The sequence below is a fragment of the Methylothermus subterraneus genome (genome assembly GCF_054656915.1).
In genome coordinates this window covers 162,603-182,491 of sequence record NZ_BAAHXK010000001.1, presented here as the reverse complement: position 1 = coordinate 182,491, position 19,889 = coordinate 162,603, and the positions used below count along the sequence as shown (strand labels likewise).

Annotated in this window: 18 protein-coding genes, 3 tRNA genes and 1 CRISPR repeat array (1 of these 22 only partly in view); of the genes, 13 read left to right on the top strand and 8 right to left on the bottom strand. The window is 60.5% G+C overall.

The genetic code is table 11. The features are described 5' to 3' along the window. Nucleotides 1–17: direct repeats of the CRISPR family, unit length 36 nt (it extends 796 nt beyond the left edge of the window). 222 nt (nt 18–239) lie between these two features. Continuing rightward, complete coding sequence (locus ACYQ3M_RS00890; RefSeq protein WP_460034157.1) at nt 240–551, bottom strand: YgaP-like transmembrane domain; 312 nt, start codon at nt 549–551, stop codon at nt 240–242. Between the two features lie 62 nt (nt 552–613). Here ACYQ3M_RS00890 and uvrD point away from each other — a divergent pair, with 62 nt between their 5' ends. Beyond that, entirely contained in the window at nt 614–2,755 is a 2,142-nt protein-coding gene (gene uvrD, locus ACYQ3M_RS00885; RefSeq protein ID WP_460034156.1) for a DNA helicase II, read from the top strand. Between the two features lie 2 nt (nt 2,756–2,757). On the opposite strand, the gene gstA is transcribed toward uvrD, so the two are convergent. Beyond that, nucleotides 2,758–3,363, bottom strand: coding sequence for a glutathione transferase GstA (gene gstA / locus ACYQ3M_RS00880; RefSeq protein ID WP_460034155.1), 606 nt, complete (start codon nt 3,361–3,363; stop codon nt 2,758–2,760). Between the two features lie 75 nt (nt 3,364–3,438). Then, the gene (locus ACYQ3M_RS00875; protein ID WP_460034154.1) at nt 3,439–4,314 is read right to left on the bottom strand and encodes a M28 family peptidase; all 876 of its coding nucleotides are present in this window, start codon (nt 4,312–4,314) and stop codon (nt 3,439–3,441) included. Nucleotides 4,315–4,401: 87 nt separating this feature from the next. Between ACYQ3M_RS00875 and ACYQ3M_RS00870 the strand changes: the two genes are divergently transcribed. Together ACYQ3M_RS00870 and ACYQ3M_RS00865 are read left to right on the top strand one after the other, a co-directional pair. After that, complete coding sequence (locus ACYQ3M_RS00870) at nt 4,402–5,385, top strand: Kelch repeat-containing protein (RefSeq protein ID WP_460034153.1); 984 nt, start codon at nt 4,402–4,404, stop codon at nt 5,383–5,385. A gap of 55 nt (nt 5,386–5,440) precedes the next feature. Next, entirely contained in the window at nt 5,441–6,733 is a 1,293-nt protein-coding gene (locus tag ACYQ3M_RS00865) for a hypothetical protein (protein WP_460034152.1), read from the top strand. 71 nt (nt 6,734–6,804) lie between these two features. On the opposite strand, the gene ACYQ3M_RS00860 is transcribed toward ACYQ3M_RS00865, so the two are convergent. Both ACYQ3M_RS00860 and ACYQ3M_RS00855 read right to left on the bottom strand, forming a co-directional pair. Next, nucleotides 6,805–6,877, bottom strand: a tRNA-Asn gene (locus tag ACYQ3M_RS00860). 6 nt (nt 6,878–6,883) lie between these two features. Further along, nucleotides 6,884–6,960, bottom strand: a tRNA-Arg gene (locus tag ACYQ3M_RS00855). Nucleotides 6,961–7,074: 114 nt separating this feature from the next. Between ACYQ3M_RS00855 and ACYQ3M_RS00850 the strand changes: the two genes are divergently transcribed. Next, on the top strand, nt 7,075–9,576 hold the full coding sequence (locus ACYQ3M_RS00850; protein ID WP_460034151.1) for a glycogen/starch/alpha-glucan phosphorylase: 2,502 nt from the start codon (nt 7,075–7,077) through the stop codon (nt 9,574–9,576). 12 nt (nt 9,577–9,588) lie between these two features. Then, the gene (locus ACYQ3M_RS00845; protein WP_460034150.1) at nt 9,589–10,404 is read left to right on the top strand and encodes a hypothetical protein; all 816 of its coding nucleotides are present in this window, start codon (nt 9,589–9,591) and stop codon (nt 10,402–10,404) included. Here the strand turns inward: ACYQ3M_RS00845 and ACYQ3M_RS00840 are convergent. Continuing rightward, nucleotides 10,377–10,868 carry a tRNA (cytidine(34)-2'-O)-methyltransferase gene (locus ACYQ3M_RS00840; protein WP_460034149.1) on the bottom strand — a complete coding sequence of 164 codons (492 nt, stop codon included), beginning with the start codon at nt 10,866–10,868 and terminating at the stop codon, nt 10,377–10,379. The two genes, ACYQ3M_RS00845 and ACYQ3M_RS00840, sit on opposite strands and share 28 nt — an antisense overlap. Nucleotides 10,869–10,969: 101 nt before the next feature. On the opposite strand from ACYQ3M_RS00840, the gene pbpG reads away from it, so the two are divergent. Beyond that, nucleotides 10,970–12,076 carry a D-alanyl-D-alanine endopeptidase gene (pbpG, locus tag ACYQ3M_RS00835; protein ID WP_460034148.1) on the top strand — a complete coding sequence of 369 codons (1,107 nt, stop codon included), beginning with the start codon at nt 10,970–10,972 and terminating at the stop codon, nt 12,074–12,076. Here the strand turns inward: pbpG and mtnA are convergent. Beyond that, complete coding sequence (gene mtnA / locus ACYQ3M_RS00830; RefSeq protein ID WP_460034147.1) at nt 12,073–13,134, bottom strand: S-methyl-5-thioribose-1-phosphate isomerase; 1,062 nt, start codon at nt 13,132–13,134, stop codon at nt 12,073–12,075. The two genes, pbpG and mtnA, sit on opposite strands and share 4 nt — an antisense overlap. Before the next feature lie 54 nt (nt 13,135–13,188). Here mtnA and ACYQ3M_RS00825 point away from each other — a divergent pair, with 54 nt between their 5' ends. From ACYQ3M_RS00825 to ACYQ3M_RS00800, 6 genes are all read left to right on the top strand, one after another. After that, complete coding sequence (locus ACYQ3M_RS00825; RefSeq protein WP_460034146.1) at nt 13,189–14,499, top strand: TRZ/ATZ family hydrolase; 1,311 nt, start codon at nt 13,189–13,191, stop codon at nt 14,497–14,499. A 14-nt stretch (nt 14,500–14,513) separates the two neighbouring features. Then, complete coding sequence (gene ubiG, locus ACYQ3M_RS00820; RefSeq protein WP_460034145.1) at nt 14,514–15,230, top strand: bifunctional 2-polyprenyl-6-hydroxyphenol methylase/3-demethylubiquinol 3-O-methyltransferase UbiG; 717 nt, start codon at nt 14,514–14,516, stop codon at nt 15,228–15,230. Further along, nucleotides 15,227–15,925: an HAD family hydrolase gene (locus ACYQ3M_RS00815; protein ID WP_460034144.1), complete on the top strand. Its 699-nt coding sequence runs from the start codon at nt 15,227–15,229 to the stop codon at nt 15,923–15,925. The genes ubiG and ACYQ3M_RS00815 overlap by 4 nt, the downstream gene beginning before the upstream one ends. Then, nucleotides 15,913–16,692 carry an SDR family NAD(P)-dependent oxidoreductase gene (locus tag ACYQ3M_RS00810; protein ID WP_460034143.1) on the top strand — a complete coding sequence of 260 codons (780 nt, stop codon included), beginning with the start codon at nt 15,913–15,915 and terminating at the stop codon, nt 16,690–16,692. The genes ACYQ3M_RS00815 and ACYQ3M_RS00810 overlap by 13 nt, the downstream gene beginning before the upstream one ends. Further along, nucleotides 16,673–17,227 carry a putative Fe-S cluster assembly protein SufT gene (sufT, locus tag ACYQ3M_RS00805; protein ID WP_460034142.1) on the top strand — a complete coding sequence of 185 codons (555 nt, stop codon included), beginning with the start codon at nt 16,673–16,675 and terminating at the stop codon, nt 17,225–17,227. Before ACYQ3M_RS00810 ends, sufT begins: the two co-directional genes overlap by 20 nt. A gap of 137 nt (nt 17,228–17,364) precedes the next feature. Then, a complete protein-coding gene (locus tag ACYQ3M_RS00800) occupies nt 17,365–18,294 on the top strand; it encodes a GGDEF domain-containing protein (RefSeq protein WP_460034141.1) in 930 nt (309 codons plus the stop codon). Here ACYQ3M_RS00800 and ACYQ3M_RS00795 read toward each other — a convergent pair. After that, nucleotides 18,273–18,349, bottom strand: a tRNA-Arg gene (locus ACYQ3M_RS00795). The genes ACYQ3M_RS00800 and ACYQ3M_RS00795 overlap by 22 nt on opposite strands. Nucleotides 18,350–18,621: 272 nt before the next feature. Between ACYQ3M_RS00795 and ACYQ3M_RS00790 the strand changes: the two genes are divergently transcribed. Beyond that, nucleotides 18,622–19,884 carry a formylmethanofuran dehydrogenase subunit B gene (locus ACYQ3M_RS00790; RefSeq protein ID WP_460034140.1) on the top strand — a complete coding sequence of 421 codons (1,263 nt, stop codon included), beginning with the start codon at nt 18,622–18,624 and terminating at the stop codon, nt 19,882–19,884. The last annotated feature ends 5 nt before the right edge of the window (nt 19,885–19,889 follow it).

Below are 19,889 nucleotides of genomic sequence, written 5' to 3'. Positions count from 1 at the left end.
CAGGTCGATTTCTAGAGAGCACCCCTCGAATTTCTTGTTAAAGATCAATGCCTTACAGAGAGCTTTCCCAAAAATTTTCGGCGTCAAAAAGCTGACGTTCAAGACGGCTCTCCGACACGGCGTTTGCCTTCAAGCTTAACACAAACCCGCCTTTTGGACAAGGGAAAATCGCCGGTCTCCGGGCGGAAAGCGCCGTCTTGGCGAACAAAGCAGCGCGTCCCTGCGCTTGCCCAGCGAACTTAAGAATGGGCGGTGTGGCCGTGGCCGCCGCAGCAGGAATGAGCCTTAGGAGTTTCCTCCGCTTGGCTTGCGCAAGCCTTCTCGCCCTGGCCGCAACCCGGGCAGGCGGTGGTTTTGCCCAAGCCCGCGTAGATCGGGCAGAAGTGGGTGTAGCCGGAGATCAATAGGGCGATGCCGAGGAGCAAAAGCGGCACGCTGCCCAGGAACAAAGATACAAAAATAGAAAGGCCGCCAACCCCGTAGCGGATTTTTTGATCCTGCTCGCCGACGTTGTATTGATATTTGAGCATGCGCTTAAAGTCGAACTGCATAAAAACACCTCCGTTGGAAATTCGGCTTAGTATAACGCTTTGATTCGGTAAAATGGCAACCTATGGATATCTCGCCTATTTTAGCCCCCCTCAACCCGGTCCAGCGCGAGGCGGTCACCGCCCCCTTGCGCCCGATGCTGGTTCTTGCCGGGGCCGGCAGCGGCAAGACCCGCGTGCTCGTGCACCGGCTGGCCTGGCTGATGCGGGTCGAATCCATGCCGCCGCACGCGCTGGTCGCGGTCACCTTCACCAACAAGGCCGCCCGGGAGATACGCGGGCGGGTGGAGGAGTTGCTGCGCCTCGACACCCAGGGGATGTGGCTGGGGACGTTCCACGGCCTCGCCCACCGGATGCTGCGCCGCCACGCGCCGGAGGCGGGCCTGCCGGAAGGCTTCCAGGTGCTCGACAGCGACGACCAGCTTCGCTTGATCCGAACGGTGCTGCGCGAGCTGAAACTGGACGAAGGGCGCTTTCCGCCGCGCCAGGCGCAGGGGTACATCAACGCCTGCAAGGACGAAGGCCGCCGCCCCGAACACCTTACGGCTGGGGATTACTTTGAGCAGCAGATGCTCGCGATCTATCGCCGTTACGAGCAACACTGCCGCCGCGTGGGGCTGGTCGATTTCGGCGAGCTTTTGCTGCGCAGCTACGAACTCTTACGCGAGCATCCCGCGTTGCTCGAACACTACCGGCGCCGCTTCGCCCATCTCTTGGTGGACGAATTTCAGGACACCAACGCCATTCAGTACGCCTGGCTGCGCCTTCTGGCCGGAGACGACCCCAAGCTGTTCGTGGTCGGCGACGACGATCAGTCGATCTACGGTTGGCGCGGGGCCAGGGTGGAAAACATCCAGCGCTTCTGTCAGGATTTTCCTGAGCACGTGCTGATTCGCCTGGAGCAAAACTACCGCTCCACCGGCCATATCCTCGAGGCGGCCAACGCCCTCATCGCCCACAATCGGGGCCGTCTGGGCAAGCGGCTTTGGACCGCCGGCCCGCGCGGCGAGCCGATCCGGATGTATGCCGCCTTCAACGACTTGGACGAAGCCCGCTTCGTGGTCGACCGCATCCAGCATTGGTTAGAGCAGGGAAGGCGCGCCGGCGAGGTGGCCGTGCTGTACCGCTCCAACGCCCAATCGCGCCTGTTCGAGGAGCAGCTGATCGCCTCCGGCGTCCCGTATCGCGTCTACGGCGGCCTGCGCTTCTTTGAGCGCGCCGAGGTCAAAAGCGCTCTGGCGTACCTGCGGCTGATTCAAAACCGCCACGACGATCCCTCTTTCGAGCGGGTGGTGAACCTGCCGGCGCGCAGCCTCGGCCCGCGCACTCTGGAGGCGATCCGCACGCGCGCGCGCTTCTTGGGCGTGTCGCTGTGGGACGCCGCTTTGGATTTGTGCCGCGAGCAGGCGCTGCCGGCGCGCGCCGCCAACGCCTTGCGCGGCTTCATGCGCTTGATCGAGGAATTGGATCAGGCCGGCCGCAGGCTCGCCTTGGCCGACCGGGTCCGCTACGTGATCGAGGGCAGCGGCCTGATCGAGCACTACAGCAAAGAAAAGGGGGTAGAGGGCGAGCTGCGGGTCGAGAACCTCAAGGAACTGGTCAGCGCCGCGCGGCAGTTTGCGTTGTATTCTGTAGGCCTTGACGAGCCGGATTCGCTGGCGGCGTTTTTGACCCAGGCCGCTTTGGACGCCGGCGAATCTCAGGCCGATCCCAATGCCGACAGCGTCCAGCTTATGACCTTGCACGCGGCCAAGGGCTTGGAGTTTCCGCTGGTGTTCATCGTCGGGATGGAAGAGGGGTTGTTTCCTTCCCTGCAATCGTTGGAAGATTCCGCCCGCCTCGAGGAAGAACGGCGCCTGTGTTACGTGGGGATCACCCGGGCGATGGAGCAGCTCTATCTTACGTATGCGGAGTGCCGCAGGCTGTACGGGCGTGAGGTGTACCCAAGGCCTTCGCGCTTTGTGCGCGAGATTCCGCCGGCCCATTTGGAAGAAGTGCGCTCTACCCGCCTACGGTCGTCTCCCAAAACGGCCGGGCTTGGGGAAGCGCTAGAGCTGGTGGGCCGACGGGTTGCGCACGCGGTTTTCGGCCAAGGGGAAGTGCTCCAGTGCGAGGGCGAAGGTCAAAACGCCCGCGTCCAGGTGCGTTTTGACCGCGCTGGGACCAAGTGGCTGATGCTAAGTTACGCCAAGCTGGAGCTGTTGTAAACTTAGCGCAAGCCCTCTTCCTGCATCGCCTGCTGCACCGCCGGACGCTGGGCGATGCGCTCGGCGTAGGCCAGAAGCGGCGGCCAGGGCGAAAAGTCCAGTCCAACGTAGTTGCGCCAGCTCAGCACCACAAACAGATACGCGTCGGCGACGCTGTAGTTTGCGCCGAGCAGATGGTCGTGCTTAGCCAGCCGTTCGGAGATGAAACTTAAGCGCTCGTTTAGGCGGCGGCGAAAGAGTTGCTTGGCTTCTTCCGCCAGCTCGGCCCAAAACAGGGGGCTAAAGTTTTTGTGCAGTTCGCTGGAAATGAAATTCAGCCACTGCTGCAGGAGATAGCGCTGAAAGTCCCCTGGGCGGGGAGCCAGGTCGGCTTGTGGGGCCAGATCGGCCAGATACTGGAGGATGGCCGGGCCTTCCACAAGGCGCGTGCCGTCGTTCAGCTCCAGTACCGGCACGTAGCCTAAGGGGTTGATTTGGCGAAAATCCTCCCCGCTCGCGGTGCGTTTGCTGGCAAGGTCCACCCGCACCAGATCGAAATCCAGATCCAACTCGCACAGCACGATATGAGGGGCCAGGGAACAGGCGCCGGGGGAATAGTACAGTTTCATATTAAACCTCCTTCGAGCTTGGGAAAGTTCTTGCTTAGGCTTTGGGCTATCTTAGCGCAGATTTTGGAAAATCGATCACAGACCCTCCTTAGCCAAGCGGCAGACCGCCCCCGCCAGCCCTTGGGCGACTTTAGCCAGACGCGGATAGTCGAGCTTGTCGGGAGTGTCGCCGGGAAGATGGTACCAAGGATAGCGGTAAAAAGCCGTGTCGGTCACCATCACCGCGGGGTACCCTTGGCGCCAGAACGAAAGGTGATCGCTCCAGGCCACTCCCGGAATCCAGGAGAAAACGGCGGCCTGCTCTGCCGGGAAATCGCAGGCGGCGCGGAACGCTTCGGCCAGCCGCCGGAGCTGACGGCGATACTTCAGGTTGGAGACTAAGGCGATGAAATCGCCGCGGCTGGGGTAGAAGAACCGAAACAAAGGAGGATAACGCTGACAGCCTAAGGTGTCGCAGTAATAGCCCATGGTTTCCAAGGAAATCATCAGGCGGATGGGGTCGCCGCGCGCCCGCGCTTCTTTCGCGTACTGAAAGCTTCCCTGTTTGGAAGTAAAGAAGAACGGCGGCTCCTCGTTGGCAAAAGCGACCAAGCGCACGCTTCTTGGCAAGGGAAAGGTTTTTAAAAGCCTTGTAAGTTCGAGCAGAACGGCTACGCCGCTGGCGTTGTCGTTGGCGCCTGGAGAGCCTTGGACAGAGTCGTAGTGCGCGCCGAGCAACAGGATTTCCTCGGGCCGCTCTTGCCCGGGGAGGGTTACTTCCAGATTGGCCGAAACCACCCCCTTGGCGAGATACTCTTGACGCTTAACGGCCAATCCAAGCGTTTGCCAGGTAGCGGTAAGGTAGTCTGCCGCCGCCTTCAGGGCGTGCGGGTGGAACACGTTGCGCTCGCCGATGGTGCCAGCCAAGTGCTCGACGTGGCAGCGCAGCCTTGCTGCCAAATTCTCGTTCATGCCAATCCTGCCCTCTTGTGCGGCGCGCCAATCAGCAGCAAAGTAGAATGCCCAAAGTCAGTTTACATCCATTTGTGAGGTGAGAGCATGCGCTGCCTGATCTGTTTGCTGTGCTTGGCCGTTGGCTCCTGGACGCAAGCGCAGGAACCCCCTCCGATTCTAAGTGGCGTCTGGCAGCAAGCGGCCGCTGCCCCGACCGCCCGCACCGAGGTGGCCGCGGCGGTGCTGGGAGATAAAATCTACGTGATCGGCGGATTTTCGCCGCTGCGCTTGGGCAACCTGCTCCGGCTGAGCGTGAGCGATGCGGTGGAAGTCTACGACCCGGCCAAAGACCGTTGGCGTCCGGCGGCGCCCTTGCCCAAACCTTTGCATCATGCCGCCGCGGCCTCGGTAGGCGGTCGTTTGTTCGTCCTCGGCGGTTTTGCGCCCAGCCTCACTTCGATCTGGAACCCGGTCGATACGGTGTTTGAGTATCTGCCGGCGGAAAACCGCTGGCTCGCCCGCCGACCCATGCCAACTCCCCGCGGGGCGCTGGCAGCGGCGGTGTTGGACGGGAAGATCTTCGCCATCGGCGGTTACGACGGCCAAAGGAGCGTGGCGGTGGTGGAGGTATACGACCCGGATGTCGATACCTGGCAGCCTGTGGCCTCGCTTTCGGTACCGCGCGACCACCTGGCCGCGGCGGCGGTAGGCGGCCGGGTGTACGCCATCGGTGGGCGGGTCGATCTCAATTACCGCCGCAACCTCGGAGTGGTCGAGGCGTATGATCCCGGCAGCGGGCGTTGGCGCCAGATCAAGCCGCTGCCTACCCCAAGGAGCGGGATCGCCGCAGCCGTGCTTGAAGGCATGGTAGTGGTCGTCGGCGGCGAAAGCGGGGAGGGGACGTTCCGGGAAGCCGAGGCGTATTGGCCCAAGGCCGATACTTGGGTGATCTTGCCGCCGCTGCCGACCGCGCGCCACGGGCTGGCCGCCGCGACGGTGGGGGGACGGCTGTATGCGCTCTTGGGCGGACTTCGGCCCGGCGGATCTTACAGCCAGGTCAACGAGGCGTTCGTCCCAAGCAAGCCATAATTGCCCTATCTCGGCCGGCTTGCTAAGCTTAGCCGAAACGCTTTGGAGGAGACGGATGAAAGGTTTGCGTTGGATCGGATTGGGGCTTGGGTTGGGGTGCGCTTTGGCTGCTGCTGGCGCCGAGGAATGCTTGACGCCTGGGCAGTTGGCTAAGCAACCGCAGGATAAAACCCAGCCGGTTTGCACCTACCTTTGGGAGCATAAGATGGAATTGCCGGCGATCGATCGGCGCCATATCCGCGCCTGGTTTGTGGGAGCGAACTACAACTTTCCGGCCCCTTCCGAGCGCCGGGTTGAACCTTACGCCTCTTTGTACTTTTGGGAACATCCCAACGAGGACCGGCTGTTTTGGGGGGATGTGGCGCTCCTTTACAACAATTTGTTCTTTGCCCAGCGATTTCGCGGCAATTTCGAGTGGATTACCTCGTTTGAAAACTTCACCGTTCCTTTCCAGCAGAACGAGTTGATCGACGGCAAAAAGAAGCGCGCCGAGGAAATCCTGTGGGGGTATGTGCGCCCTGGCATAGGCATCGGGTGGCGGCGGATGGTAGCGCCCTTCTATCAGGACAACATGCAAGCCGTCAGCCTCGTCGTCCAACCGGGGTATTTGTATTTCGGCGATTCAGCCGCCGGCCAGGGGTTTCGCGATCCCAGCGACACCTTTGAGACCCGCGTCCACCTGCACCTGCGCTGGGATGCCGTCACGCGTAACCTGATCAGCTTGCCGCAGGAGGGTTTTGCGTTGGGGGGCGATGCCATTTACGGCCACCGCTTCCGCTGGCGCGATTGGGGACTGCCGCAGGACATCGGCAAGCAGGGCCACCGCCGGGCTGAGGCCGATTACGCCTGGTTTAGTGCCTACGCTCTGGGCGTGGCGCCTTTGTCTTGGTTGGACGAGACGCGCCATCATGTGCTGGGCGCGGTCCACGCCGGCATCGGTCCCAACATGGACCGCTTCAGCCACACCCCCACCACGCGCCCGATGGGCGGCTTCAACCCCTTAGGGCAGGAGTATCACAGCACCCGGTTCCCGGTTCTGCCTGGGGCGGCGCTGTTGGAATTCTTCCCCGACCGCTATGCCATCGTCCACGGCGAGTATCGTTTTCAGCCGACCTTTTTCAGCGCGGTGAGCGCCTACGGCGGGGCGGGCTATCTCAATCCCCAGCGCCGGCTCGGGGATAACATCGACCGCAAGGACACGGTGATGCCTTTCGTCGGCGGTCGGCTCGTCACCGGCTTTTTCGGCGGAACCCTGCTGACTTTGGATTACGCCCACAACTTCGGCCTGCACCGCAAGGAGACCGGTCACGGCAATCAGGTGGTCGTCTCCCTCTCCGGGCAGTTTTGAGGCAAGCACAAAGGCTTTGACGTTCTCCTTAGAACGCCAATTGCCTTTTCTGGACTCGTCGGGACTTAAAGCTCCCCGGGACGGACTCGAACCGCCGACCCGGTGGTTAACAGCCACCTGCTCTACCAACTGAGCTACCGGGGAGTGGACTGGCGCGCCCGGAAGGATTCGAACCTCCGACCACCTGGTTCGTAGCCAGGTACTCTATCCAACTGAGCTACGGGCGCTCGCAAAGAGTTATCCAATTTACGTAAAGAACAAGTTTCTGTCAAGCAGGCTTAGCGTTATTCTAGGATTTTAGGCGCGTCTATTATTATAATTTAAAAAACTTTGTTAACGCCATGCCGATTCGAACCTTGGTCAAAAGCAAACCCTCTGCCTCCGTTGCTGAGCTTCCCCCTCTTGGTCTGACGCCCAGGGAGATCCAGCTCGACTACAAACGTCATTTCAACTACACCTTGGGGCGCGATCCCAAGACGTGCCGATCTGCCCATTACGCCTATACCGCCTTAGGGTTGGCAGTGCGGGATCGGCTAATGGAGCGTTGGAAGAATACTCGTCGCGCCTATGAGGAAAGCCAGTGCAAACAGGCCTATTACCTATCGATGGAGTTTCTGTTAGGGCGCGCCCTAGGGAATGCCATGCTCAACCTGGGGATCACGGACGCGGCGACCGAAGCCTTGTACGATCTTGGCCTGCATTTGGAGGAGTTGATCGAGATCGAGCCGGATGCCGGGCTCGGCAACGGGGGGCTTGGGCGGTTGGCGGCGTGTTTTTTGGACAGCTGCGCCACAATGCAGCTGCCGGTGATGGGGTATGGCCTGCGCTATGAATACGGGATGTTTCGTCAGGTCATCGAAAACGGCTTCCAAGTCGAGGAGCCCGAACACTGGCTGCGCAACGGCAACGTCTGGGAACTGGAGCGCCCGGAGCTAACGCTTAGGGTGCGTTTTGGCGGCCGGACCGAAACGTTCACCGACGCCCAAGGCCGCCGGCGGACGCGCTGGGTGGACACCCACGACGTGCTGGCAGTGCCTTACGATGTGCCCATTCCCGGTTATCGCAACGGCACCGTCAATACCCTGCGGCTGTGGAAGGCGGCGGCGACCGACGAATTTGATCTTGAAGAATTCAACGCCGGCGATTATCCGGAAGCGGTGGCGGCGAAAAACCTGGCCGAGCAGATCACCTTGGTGCTCTATCCCAACGACGCCAGCGAGAACGGCAAGGAACTGAGGCTGCGCCAGCAGTATTTTTTGGCCTCGGCCAGCTTGCAAGACGTACTAAGGCGTTGGGTTTGGACGCGGGGGAGCGATTTTTCCGAATTCGCCGCCAAAAACTGCTTCCAACTCAACGATACCCACCCCAGCATCGCGGTGGCCGAGCTGATGCGTCTTTTGGTGGACGAATACGGGTTGGACTGGGATCGGGCCTGGGAGATCACCACCCAAACCATGGCCTACACCAACCACACCCTCTTGCCGGAGGCCTTGGAAAAGTGGTCGGTGCGCCTGTTCGAGCGGCTCTTGCCTAGGCTCTTGGAGATCATCTACCTGATCAACGACCGCTTTCTAGGCGAGGTCAGAAAGCGCTGGCCTGGGGACTTGGATCGCCTGGCGCGCATGTCGCTGATCGAAGAAGGGGCGGAAAAGCAGGTGCGCATGGCGTATCTTGCCATCGTCGGCAGCTTCTCGGTCAACGGCGTGGCGGCGCTGCATTCGAGGCTGCTCAGCCAAGGCCTGTTTCGGGATTTTTACGAACTCTGGCCGCACAAGTTCAACAACAAGACCAATGGGATCACACCCCGCCGCTGGCTGGCCTGGAGCAATCCGGCCTTGAGCGCGCTCATTACCGAGGCGATCGGAGACCGTTGGATCACCGATCTAAGCCGTTTAGGCGAGCTCAAACCCTTGGCTTCCGATCCGGAGTTTCAGCGGCGTTGGGATAAGGTGCGCCAGCACAACAAACGCCGCCTGATCGATTTCATCGCCCGCGAGAGCGGAGTCGAGATCCCGCCGCATTTCCTGCTGGACGTGCAGGTCAAAAGGATCCACGAATACAAGCGCCAGTTGCTCAACGTCTTGCACGTCATCCACCTGTACGACCGCATCAAGCGGGGCGATACGGCGAACTGGGTCCCGCGGGCGGTGGTCATCGGCGGCAAGGCCGCGCCCGGTTATGTGATGGCCAAGCGGATCATCAAGCTGATCAACAACGTCGCTGAAGTGATCAACGGCGATCCAGACGCGGAGGACTTGCTCAAGCTGGTTTTTTTGCCCAATTATCGGGTCTCGGCTATGGAAGTGATCTGCGCTGGAACCGATCTGTCCGAACAGATTTCCACCGCCGGCAAGGAAGCCTCGGGGACCGGCAACATGAAATTCATGATGAACGGTGCTTTGACGATTGGAACTCTGGACGGCGCCAACATCGAAATTTTGGAAGAAGTGGGGGAAGAGCATTTCTTCTTGTTTGGCCTGACCGCCGAGCAGGTGGAGCAGCTGCGTCGGCATTACGACCCAGTAGGAATCATCGCCGCCGATGAGGACCTTGCGCGGGTCATGCGCCTGCTCGAGGCCGGGCACTTCAACCGCTTCGAGCCCGGTCTGTTCGATGAGATCATCGCGTCGATCAAGAACCCGCACGATCCTTGGATGACGGCGGCGGATTTTCGCAGCTACGTAGAGGCGCACAAGCGCGCTGCCGAAGCTTTCCGCGACCGCCCGCGCTGGCTGCGCTCCAGCATCCTCAACACCGCCTCCAGCGGGCGCTTTTCCAGCGACAGAACGATCGCCGAATACAATCGGGAGATTTGGAAATTGACGCCGGTTCCCGTGGCCTAGCGGATGACGTGGATGAACAAGCTCACCCTGTTCAACCTGCTCAAATATACCATTTATCTGCTTTTGCTCTTTGACGCTTACCAATATTTGCAGGCCGACTCGGCGGGGGCCAGACATCTTCTAGCCGATGGAGTGACTTATCAGAAATTCATGGAATCCTTTGCCGTCACGATCGATGTGACTTCGTGGTTGGTGCTTTTGTTGTGCTTTGAGCTGGAGACGGCGTGGATCTCTCCGGAAAAGATCAAAGGCATGCTGGCGTGGGGCTTGCATGGAATCCGCGCGGTTTGTTACTTCTTCGTGCTATCTTCCTTTTATGGATACATCGCCAAGTATCTGCTGCTGACCGAGGTGGAGCCTTTGGCCGCGGATCCGTGCGCTTTGGGCTCTGCCTATACCTATCTGCAAGCTTTGGACGAATATCTGCCGTTGACTGCCGAGCTGTGCCAGAAGTTGCAGGGGATCCCCTTGGTCAAGCTTGAGGGAGCGGCCATTCTCACGGATCTGGAACACCTTCAGGATGCCCGCCTGATGGCGCTGGTGGATGTGGTCTATGCCGCCACTTGGTTGTTGGTGGTTGCGCTTTTGGAGTTGGATGTGTATTTCAAGGAGCACGCCGCGCTCAAGGGTTGGATCCTCCGCGCCAGCGAAGCCGCCAAGGCGTTTTTGTATCTGATCCTGCTAGCGGGGGCGGTGTTCTGGGGGATCCGCGGGGAATTTTTGGATTTCTGGGACGCGTTCTTATGGCTGGCGGCGTTCGCCCTCATCGATCTGAATGTGTTGGGGATCGTGCACGAAGCTCAGGTCGGGACAGAATCTTCCTCTTGAGCGCAGGCGCCGGCAAATCCTTGCTGGCGCCAGGCCTCGTAAACCGCGATCGCCACGGCGTTGGACAGGTTTAAGCTGCGGCTCGTTGGCACCATAGGCAGCTTAAGTCTTTGCGACTCAGGCAAGGTGGCGAGCAGGCTCGCCGGCAGACCTCGGGTTTCCGGGCCAAAGAGCAATACATCGCCGGGACGAAAATCGGCCCTTGTGTACCACCGCCGGGCTTGGGTGGTGAAGGCGAACACGCGCCTTGGGCCCAATTCGTTCAGGCAAAAGCTCAAGCTCGGATAGCGATACACGGCGGTCAAGTCGCGGTAATCTAGGCCGGCGCGGCGTAGCCTAGAGTCGGCCAAATCAAACCCTAAAGGCTCGATCAGGTGCAACCTACAGCCCGTATTAGCGCACAGGCGGATGATGTTGCCGGTGTTGGGGGCAATCTCAGGTTCAAACAATACGATTTCGAACATGATAATAAAGCGTGCTTGATTTCACCCTAAAATTGAATAAAGTCTAAGCGTATTAGAATCTGAGACAGCAAGGATTTGGACTTCAAGGGGAGGATAGTAAAATGGCGGGCAAATGCTTGGCGGCGTGGGCGGTAAGCGTTTTTTTGGGGCTGGCAGTCGGTGTGGGGTTCGCACACGCGGCGACGGCCTCGAAGGAAAAGCCGCGGATCTTCAAGACCAAAGCGGTCGCCAAAAAAACCAAAGCTACGGCGGTCCATCGGCGCGTTTTGAACAAGGCCCGCTCGATCAGAACGACCGCAGTGAGAAAGCCGGTCGCTCGGGTGCATTCTAGAGCCTTTTGGGCTAAGCGCCGGCCTTTGACTCGGGCCCGTCATTCTGGGCGAAGAATCCTACCCCAGGCGAGCGCAATGCGGCCTAAGACGCGGGGTGGATACGAACCGTTTGTCTATGCCTCCTCGGTATTGGTCGTGGACTCCGTGAGCGGTCGGCCGATCTACGCCAAGAACCCGAATCAGCCTACTCCTATCGCTTCCATCACCAAGCTGATGACGGCCCTGGTTACCTTGGAGGCCAACCTGCCGTTGAACGAGTATATCACCATCACCTCCGAGGACGTGGACCGGATCAAGCACACGCATTCCAGGCTGGCTCTAGGCACTCAGCTTACCCGCTTGGAACTCCTGCATCTGGCTTTGATCGCTTCAGAAAATCGAGCGGCGGCGGCTTTGTCGCGCGCCTATCCCGGGGGGCGGCGGGCGTTCGTCGCGGCCATGAACCGCAAGGCGAGGGAGTTGGGTATGACCTCCACGTATTTTGTGGACGGCACCGGTTTGTCCAGCCATAACCGCTCCACGGCTCAGGACTTGGTAAAGCTGGTGCAAGCCGCTTACCGCCATCCCTTGATCCGGCAGATCACCACCACCGCCAGCTACGAATTGGAAGGGCGGGGACTTGCGTTCTTCAACACCAATCGTTTGGTTCACCGCAGCGACTGGCAAATCGGCGTCTCTAAGACCGGCTTCATTAACGAAGCCGGTTACTGTCTCGTGATGCACGCCAAAATCGCCGACCGGCCGGTCATTTTGGTGCTTTTGCACTCGCGCGACAAGTGGTCGCGGATCAACGACGCCGAGCGTATCCGCAAATGGCTGGAAAGCGGCGCGATGCAGCGTTATGTCCAGCGCCAGGCGCTAGATACCCCCGCTTAAGGGGCGCGCAAGGTTCGCAGCGAGGCGGCAGTCGGCGGGCAGGCCAGCCCACGCTCGGTGACCAGCGCGGAAATCAGCGCGGCGGGCGTGACGTCGAATACCGGGTTTAAAGCTTGGACCCGCTTTCCTTGGGACTGGAAATAAGGCGGCAAAAGCTCGTTTTCGCTGCGTTCCTCGATTGGGACTCGGTCGCCGTGGGGGAGATTCCAGTCGATGGTGCTGGTGGGGGCGACGACCATAAAGCCGATGCCGTGGTAACGCGCGGCCACCGCCAACTGGTAAGTGCCGATCTTGTTGGCGACATCGCCGTTGGCGGCGATCCGGTCGGCCCCGACCACCACCCAATCGATCAATCGCCGTCGCATGAGCAACGCTGCGGCCGAGTCGCAAATCAAAGTGGCTGGAATTCCGTCCTGTTCCAACTCCCACAGCGTCAGCCTGGCCCCCTGCAGCCAGGGCCGAGTCTCAGTAGCGTAGACGCGAAGTGTCTCTCCCCGCGCGGCGGCGCGTTGCCACAGGGCACGGACCACTCCTAAGGCGGTGCCAAAGCCGGAAGTGGCAAGCGATCCCGTGTTGCAGTGAGTTAAAATCCCTTTGGCGCCGCCGATGAGTTCCGCGCCCAGTCGGCCCATCCTCCGGTTGGCGGCCAGGTCCTCGGCTTGGATGGCCTGAGCCTCGGCGAGCAAGGCCGGCTCTGGGTCGCCGTCGAGGGCGGCGAGGCACCGGCGCATCCGCGCCAAAGCCCAGGCCAAGTTCACCGCCGTCGGCCGCGCTTCGGCGAGCACCGCAAAGTCTTTTTCGATCGCTTCCTTCCAGCGCTTTGGATCTTGGCGGAAACGCTGCCGGGCAGCCAGTACTACGCCGAAAGCGGCGGCGATGCCAATCGCCGGGGCCCCGCGCACCTGCATGGTGCGGATCGCTTCGGCTACTTCCTGCGCGCTGGTGCAGAGGCGGTACTCGGTGCGTTCCGGCAAGAAGCGTTGGTCGAGCACTTGGAGTCCCGCCTCCGTCCAAAGCAAAGGTCGGATTCGATCGTAGGTCGTGGTAGAGTCGTGCATAGTTCAAGGATTTCGTGGTAAAGTTTAAGGCGCAGCAAAAACGCAAAGCAGGCCATGGAGTCGATCGACACGCTTATCCGCGCCGGCTGGATTATACCGGTCGTGCCCCAGGGACGGCTACTTAAGGACGCGGCGCTTGCAATTCATAAAGGACGGATCGTGGCGGTAGGCGAGCGCGAGGAAGTGCAGCGTCGGTTTCAGGCCAAGGAGACCGTCGATCTTCCCGACCACGCTTTGATCCCCGGGCTGATCAACGCCCACACCCACGCGGCTATGAGCTTGCTGCGCGGGGTTGCCGACGACCTGCCGCTTGCCGAATGGTTGAACGAACACATCTGGCCGCGGGAGCTGCGTTGGGTGGATGAGGATTTTGTCCGCACCGGCACCCGCCTGGCCCTGGCGGAGATGCTGCGCAGCGGGGTTACCTGCTTTAGCGACATGTATTTTTATCCCGATAGGACCGCCCAAGTGGTCCGTGAAGTGGGAATGCGGGCGGTGCTGGGGTTGATCTTCGTCGATTTCCCCACGCCTTGGGCGCGCAGCCCGGAGGAATATTTGGCCAAGAATCGAGCTGTGTATCGAGACTGGCCGCCGGATGAGCAGATTACCTGGATGCTGGCGCCGCATGCGCCGTATTCGGTAAGCGATGCGATGTTCGGTAAGGTGGCCGATTTGGCCGCCGAATGGGGGCTTAAAGTGCACCTGCACCTGCACGAGACCCAGACCGAGATCGAAGAAAGCCTGGATCGCTTTCGGCAGCGCCCATTGGCGCGTATCCAGCGGTTGGGTTTGCTCGATCGGCGCCTGGTCGCGGTGCACATGGTTCATCTGCAGCCCGCCGAGATCGAGCAGGTGGCCGAAGCCGGCTGCGGCGTGGTGCACTGTCCGGAATCCAACCTGAAGCTGGCAAGCGGCTTTTGCCCTGTGGCCAAACTAAAAGATGCGGGAATCACCGTGGCTTTGGGCACCGACGGACCGGCTAGCAACAACAACTTAGATATGCTCGGCGAGATGCGTAGCGCCGCCTTGCTCGCCAAAGGCGTGGCGGGGGATCCCAAAGTTCTGGCGGCGGAGGAAGTGCTGGCTATGGCGACTATTGAGGCGGCGCGGGTTTTGGGTTTGGAGGCGAAGATCGGTTCTTTGGAACCGGGCAAGTGGGCAGATTTAGTCGCGATCGACCTCTCTGTGCCGGAAGCTTTGCCTGTGTACCAGCCTGTCTCTCAGATCGTTTATGCGGCGGGGAGGCATCAGGTGACCGACGTCTGGGTCGGCGGCCGCAGGCTGCTTGCAAGCCGCCGCCTGACCTCCCTGGACTGGCCGGCGCTGCGCTTAGATGTGGCTGCCTGGCAGGCCCGTCTGGTTTGAAAGCTTGGTTTAAAATGCACGAGAACTTTGCTCCCAACGTTCATCCCGAAGAAGTCGCCAAATTCGCCGCCAAAGCCGCGCAGTGGTGGGACCCAAGCGGCGAACTGCGCACCCTGCACCAGGTCAATCCGTTGCGGATTCAGTTCATCCGCGAATTCTGCGCCGTCCAGGGCCAAAGAATCGTGGACGTGGGCTGCGGCGGCGGAATTTTGAGCGAGGCGCTGGCCCGGGAAGGGGCGCAAGTTTTGGGGATCGATCTGGCAGAAGAGCTGGTCGAGGTCGCAAAACTCCACGCCCTTGAGCAAGGGGTGGAGGGGGTGCGTTATGAACACATCGGCGTTGCGGCGTTGGCCGAACGCGAGCCGGAGAGCTTTGATGCGGCCACGTGCATGGAGATGCTCGAGCACGTGCCGCGGCCGGCGGCGGTGATAAAAGCCTTGGCGCGGCTGGTCAAACCGGGAGGAAAAGTGTTTGTGTCCACCTTGAACCGCAACCTAAAGTCCTATCTGTTTGCTGTCCTCGGCGCCGAATACATTCTGGGCTTGATCCCAAAGGGGACGCATCAATACGAGAAGTTCATCCGGCCTTCAGAACTGACCGCCTGGGCGCGGGCGGTGCAGCTTAAGCCGCTTGCCATTCGCGGTATCGAATATCGGCCTTTGAGCGGCAAGTTCCGTTTGGGCGCCGACGTCTCGGTCAATTACTTGATCGCCTTCGCGAAAGAAGCGTGAACCGCCTGCGCTGCATTCTGTTCGATCTGGACGGCACTTTGCTCGACACGCTTCCGGATTTGGCCTTCGCGCTCAACACCCTGCTAAGCGAGGAAGGCCGAAGGCCTTTGCCGCTTGCGGCGATTCGCCCGGCTGTCTCGCACGGCGCAAAGGCCCTGGTGCGGCTAGGATTTGGCGAGGTGCAGGACGAGGCGGTGGTTCACCGTCGGGTGAATCGGCTGCTCGCCGTGTATCGGCAGCATTTGGCCGATCGTACCCGTTTGTTTGCAGGCATGGATGAGGTGCTCGAGAGGATCGAAGCGCAGGGGAAGAAGTGGGGCGTGGTGACCAACAAGCGCCGTTTTCTGACCTTGCCGCTGCTCGAACGGCTTGGGCTCTGGCAGCGGGCGGCGTGCGTCGTGTGCGGCGACGATACCCGCCAGGGTAAGCCGCATCCTGAACCCCTCTGGCTGGCCTGTCAGATCGCCTCCGTGGAGCCTGGCGCGTGTGCTTATATCGGCGATGCTAAAACCGACATCGAAGCCGGCCGCCGCGCCGGGATGCGGACCCTGGCAGCAGGCTACGGCTATCTGGCGCCGGACGATCGCCCCGAGGATTGGGGCGCCGACGCCATTGTGGCCGAGCCGAGCCAGCTCGTTCGTTGGCTACGGGACGATGCCACCTTGCCCGACCGGGTCTCTGCATGGAACGCCTGAGCTTACCCGAGCCGGCGGCAGACACCTTGGCCGGCCGCGCGTTCTTGATCACCGGGGCGGCAGGCGCGCTGGGCAGGGTAGCGGCCAGGGCCTGTGTTGCCGCGGGTGGGCGGGTGATCTTGCTGGATAAAGACGTGCCCAGCTTGGAGGCGCTCCGCGACGAGATTTTGACGGAATGGCCTGGGGCCGATTTGGCCTTGTTCCCCATGGATTTGGCGGGGGCGACGCCGGAGCATTATCGCCAGCTCGCCGAGACCCTGGGCCGCTATGCTCCTGTCCTGCACGGCATCCTCCACAGCGCCGCGCGTCTGGATTTTTTGGAGCCTTTGGATTGTCTGGCGCCGGAACGTTGGTTCGCTAGCCTGCAAGTAAATCTCAACGCCCCTTATTTGCTGACCTGGGCGTTGCTGCCGCTGCTCAAAGCCAGCCGCGACGCCTCGGTGGTGTTCACCTCCGATTCGGCCGCGCGCCGAGCGAACGCTTATTGGGGCGCCTACGGGGTAGCCAAGGTAGGGCTGGAAGCTTTAGCCCGAATTTTGGCCGCGGAATGGGAATCGGCGGGCACTTTGCGTGCCCACGTCTTGGTGCCAGGGCCTGTGCGCACGCCGATCCGCCGCCGGGCTTTTCCAGGGGAGATGGAAAAGCGCTTGACTCCGCCACAATCCTTAGCAAAACTGTATGTTTATCTGCTGGGGCCGGCGAGTCGCGGCCAAAGCGGCTATACCTATATTCATCAAGACGAGTGGCATGTATTACGGTCAAGGTGAAAGCGTTCTGCTCCAGCGCGACGTGGAAGCCGTGCGCGTGCCGGACGGCGCTTTGGTCAAGCTGCGCAAGGACGAGGTGGTCATCATCTACCAAGCGCTCGGAGGAAGCTATACCGTCCTAACCGAGGACGGCCTCATGGCGCGGATTTCTGCTAACGACGCCGACGCTTTGGGCAAAGAACCGCCGGCAATCCCCAATCTTAAGGAGGGGACGGACCCCGAGACGGTCAAGCACAACGTATGGCAGTTGCTCAAGACCGTGTATGACCCGGAGATCCCGGTCAACATCGTCGATTTAGGCTTGGTCTACCACGTCCGCGTCACTCCGATGGAGACGGGCGCTAACCAAGTCGAGATCGTCATGACCCTCACTGCGCCTGGTTGCGGTATGGGGCCGATCATTCAGCAGGACGTGGAGAGATTGGTCAAGAGTTTGCCCGGGGTAGGGCAGGTAAAGGTAGAGGTGGTATTCGATCCTCCGTGGTCGCGCGACATGATGTCGGAGGCGGCCAAGCTGCAATTGGGAATGCTCTAACGCTTAGCCCGGGCAAAAACGTCAATTTTTCGTCCCTCTCTTGTTTTTTCTAATCCGTTGTTTTTTCTCCAAAATTAATTTAGGCACGATTTTGGCTTGTTCTTCCTGTAAAAAACCAAATCACGTTTGGGGAAGCTATGCGGCAAGAGCAGGCCAAATTAGCGGTCATCGACGACAGTCCGACTTTGGGACCAATCCAGCGTCTGGAGTTGCTCGCAGCGCTCCAGACCACGCTGGCGCTGGATAATCTGCTTGAACTGTTCCGGCGGCAAATCCGGCCTTGGATCCCCCACGAGGGGTTATGCTATCGCAACGAGGAGGCGGGAATTGCGATTGAACTCGGGCGAAAAGGACCGCACCGCTGCGCTTACCGCCTGACCTTGGAGGGCAAGGACTTGGGCGAATTGAGCCTGCTGCGCCGCAGGCGCTTTTGCGAACCAGAGCTTGCAAGCTTTGAGTCTTTGCTTTGCTGTTTGATTTATCCCTTGCGCAACGCCTTGTTGTATCGCCAAGCGCTTCAATCCACCTACACCGACCCCTTGACCGGGCTGTACAACCGCGCCGCTTGGCAGCAGGCGTGCGTGCGCGAGTGGAAGCTGGCCAGGCGGCAGGGCACGCCGCTGGCGATTTTGGTCCTCGATCTGGATTACTTTAAACGGATCAACGATACCTACGGCCACGCCGCAGGCGATCAGGTGCTAATCCGAGTGGCCGGCTGTCTGCGCAAGACCGTGCGCGCGAGCGATATGATCTTCCGCTACGGCGGGGAAGAATTCGTGATCCTGCTCAGCAACACCTGCCTTGATGGGGCAGAGTTGCTGGCGCAAAGGTTGCGCTTGGCGATCAACGCTATCGACTGCGCAGATATTGCGCCCGATCTAAAAATCACCGCGAGCATCGGGGTAGCGGCCTTGGCCCTGTTGCAGGAGGAAACGCCAGAAGAGTTGCTCCGACGCGCCGATGAGGCGCTGTATCAGGCCAAGCGCGGAGGACGCAATCGGGTCGTGGTCGCTTTGGGCGATAAAAGCCAAGGAACGGATCGACGTGGCGCCCCGGACACGACTTGAACGTGTGACCTTCCCCTTAGGAGGGGGACGCTCTGTCCTGCTGAGCTACCGGGGCTACAGTAAATTTTAGCTTTTCATTGACGCTTGCGCCAGTTCATGCCTTGATTTAAGGCGTCTGAGGTTTTTCTGCCCTCGCGTAGTGAGCTTTCCTTTTAACCTGAGTGAAGATGACCGAGAAGGTTTTTTAAGTTCAAGGCGTCGTTCGCCCTCGAAAAGATCAGGGATCAACCACCGGCAAGCTTTTAAGTTGCAAAAAACTTAGCTTTTGGTTAAAAAGCAGGGAAAACACACAACGGCGCGATAAAAAAACCGCAAAATCCAATTCATATGGCCAGAATGATTGAACCGGGGGTTTGGGAGCACGTCCCAAGTCCTTTTTGCGGCATCGGGTCTGACGATTTAACGATCCGGGTCCAAGGCGAGCGCGTCGAGGTTCTGGAAAACGGCGATGCGGTCACCAAAGCCGGCTTTGAACAACCCTTGGGCGATCTTCGGCCGCAGCTTCGAGGCCAGCCGTGCTCCCTCCAAGAAGCCGCTGCGCACGCGGCGGAAATCTTAAAGCGCGCCGAGCTGCCGCTGGTTGCCGGCTTGGCCACCGACGTGGCGGGAATGCGCGCGGCGTTGCAGTTGGCCGAACGCCTGGGGGCGGTGGTAGACGGGATGGGAAGCGAGGCGGCGCTGCGCAATCTGCTGGCGTTCCAAGACAGCGGTTGGATGACCGCCACGCTAAGCGAAGTCCGCAATCGGGCCGATCTGTTTGTCGCCTTGGGGGTGGACCTTGAGGCTTGGTCGCCGCGGTTTAGCGAGCGCCACTTAGAAGCCGATGGGATGTTCGCAGACGCTGCCAGCCGGGAAGTGGTCTATCTGGGTAAACCGCCTTCGGGGTCTGGGCTCAAAACCGGTAAGCTGCAGGTGATCGAATGTGCGGAGCAAGATCTGCCGGAAGTGGTGGCAGGGCTTAGAGCCTTGGTCAATGGCCAGCCGCTGGCGCTTAACGCGATCGGGGGAGTCGCCATCGCCGAGCTTTCGGCCTTGGCGGAGAAGCTACAAAAGGCTCGTTATGGCGTGATCGCCTGGGCCGCTTCGGCTTTGAATTGGCCGCACGCGGAACTGACCGTGCAGATGACCTGCGAGTTGATCAAGGACCTAAATCGCAGCACGCGCTGCGTGGGTTTGCCGCTCGGGGGCAAAGAGGGCGATCAGACTGCAACCCAGGTGTGCGCTTGGTTGACCGGTTTTCCCACGCGGGTGCGGTTCAGCCGCGGGTTTCCCGAATACGATCCCTATCTTTACGCAACCGAAAGACTGCTAGCGCGCGGTGAAGTCGATGCCTTGCTTTGGATCTCGGCCTACAACTGCGACCGCCTTCCGCCGCCCAGCCAGGTTCCCACGATCGTTTTAGGCCGGTGCGGTATGCGCTTTGCCAAGGCACCTGAGGTGTATATCCCGGTCGGGGTTCCGGGCATCGACCATGCAGGCCACACTTACCGCATGGACAATGTGGTCGCGATTCGCCTGCCCAAGCTGCGCGAGGTGGGGCTTTTGAGCGTCGCCCAAGTGCTTGCGATTATTTACCAGCTTCTGGAGTAAAGCGT

What these genes read in the sequence shown, in the direction of transcription:
- ACYQ3M_RS00890 (WP_460034157.1), bottom strand. Translation starts at nt 551, where the DNA reads ATGCAGTTCGACTTTAAGCGCATGCTCAAATATCAATACAACGTCGGC.
- uvrD (WP_460034156.1), top strand. Translation starts at nt 614, where the DNA reads ATGGATATCTCGCCTATTTTAGCCCCCCTCAACCCGGTCCAGCGCGAG.
- gstA (WP_460034155.1), bottom strand. Translation starts at nt 3,363, where the DNA reads ATGAAACTGTACTATTCCCCCGGCGCCTGTTCCCTGGCCCCTCATATC.
- ACYQ3M_RS00875 (WP_460034154.1), bottom strand. Translation starts at nt 4,314, where the DNA reads ATGAACGAGAATTTGGCAGCAAGGCTGCGCTGCCACGTCGAGCACTTG.
- ACYQ3M_RS00870 (WP_460034153.1), top strand. Translation starts at nt 4,402, where the DNA reads ATGCGCTGCCTGATCTGTTTGCTGTGCTTGGCCGTTGGCTCCTGGACG.
- ACYQ3M_RS00865 (WP_460034152.1), top strand. Translation starts at nt 5,441, where the DNA reads ATGAAAGGTTTGCGTTGGATCGGATTGGGGCTTGGGTTGGGGTGCGCT.
- ACYQ3M_RS00850 (WP_460034151.1), top strand. Translation starts at nt 7,075, where the DNA reads ATGCCGATTCGAACCTTGGTCAAAAGCAAACCCTCTGCCTCCGTTGCT.
- ACYQ3M_RS00845 (WP_460034150.1), top strand. Translation starts at nt 9,589, where the DNA reads ATGAACAAGCTCACCCTGTTCAACCTGCTCAAATATACCATTTATCTG.
- ACYQ3M_RS00840 (WP_460034149.1), bottom strand. Translation starts at nt 10,868, where the DNA reads ATGTTCGAAATCGTATTGTTTGAACCTGAGATTGCCCCCAACACCGGC.
- pbpG (WP_460034148.1), top strand. Translation starts at nt 10,970, where the DNA reads ATGGCGGGCAAATGCTTGGCGGCGTGGGCGGTAAGCGTTTTTTTGGGG.
- mtnA (WP_460034147.1), bottom strand. Translation starts at nt 13,134, where the DNA reads ATGCACGACTCTACCACGACCTACGATCGAATCCGACCTTTGCTTTGG.
- ACYQ3M_RS00825 (WP_460034146.1), top strand. Translation starts at nt 13,189, where the DNA reads ATGGAGTCGATCGACACGCTTATCCGCGCCGGCTGGATTATACCGGTC.
- ubiG (WP_460034145.1), top strand. Translation starts at nt 14,514, where the DNA reads ATGCACGAGAACTTTGCTCCCAACGTTCATCCCGAAGAAGTCGCCAAA.
- ACYQ3M_RS00810 (WP_460034143.1), top strand. Translation starts at nt 15,913, where the DNA reads ATGGAACGCCTGAGCTTACCCGAGCCGGCGGCAGACACCTTGGCCGGC.
- sufT (WP_460034142.1), top strand. Translation starts at nt 16,673, where the DNA reads ATGTATTACGGTCAAGGTGAAAGCGTTCTGCTCCAGCGCGACGTGGAA.
- ACYQ3M_RS00800 (WP_460034141.1), top strand. Translation starts at nt 17,365, where the DNA reads ATGCGGCAAGAGCAGGCCAAATTAGCGGTCATCGACGACAGTCCGACT.
- ACYQ3M_RS00790 (WP_460034140.1), top strand. Translation starts at nt 18,622, where the DNA reads ATGGCCAGAATGATTGAACCGGGGGTTTGGGAGCACGTCCCAAGTCCT.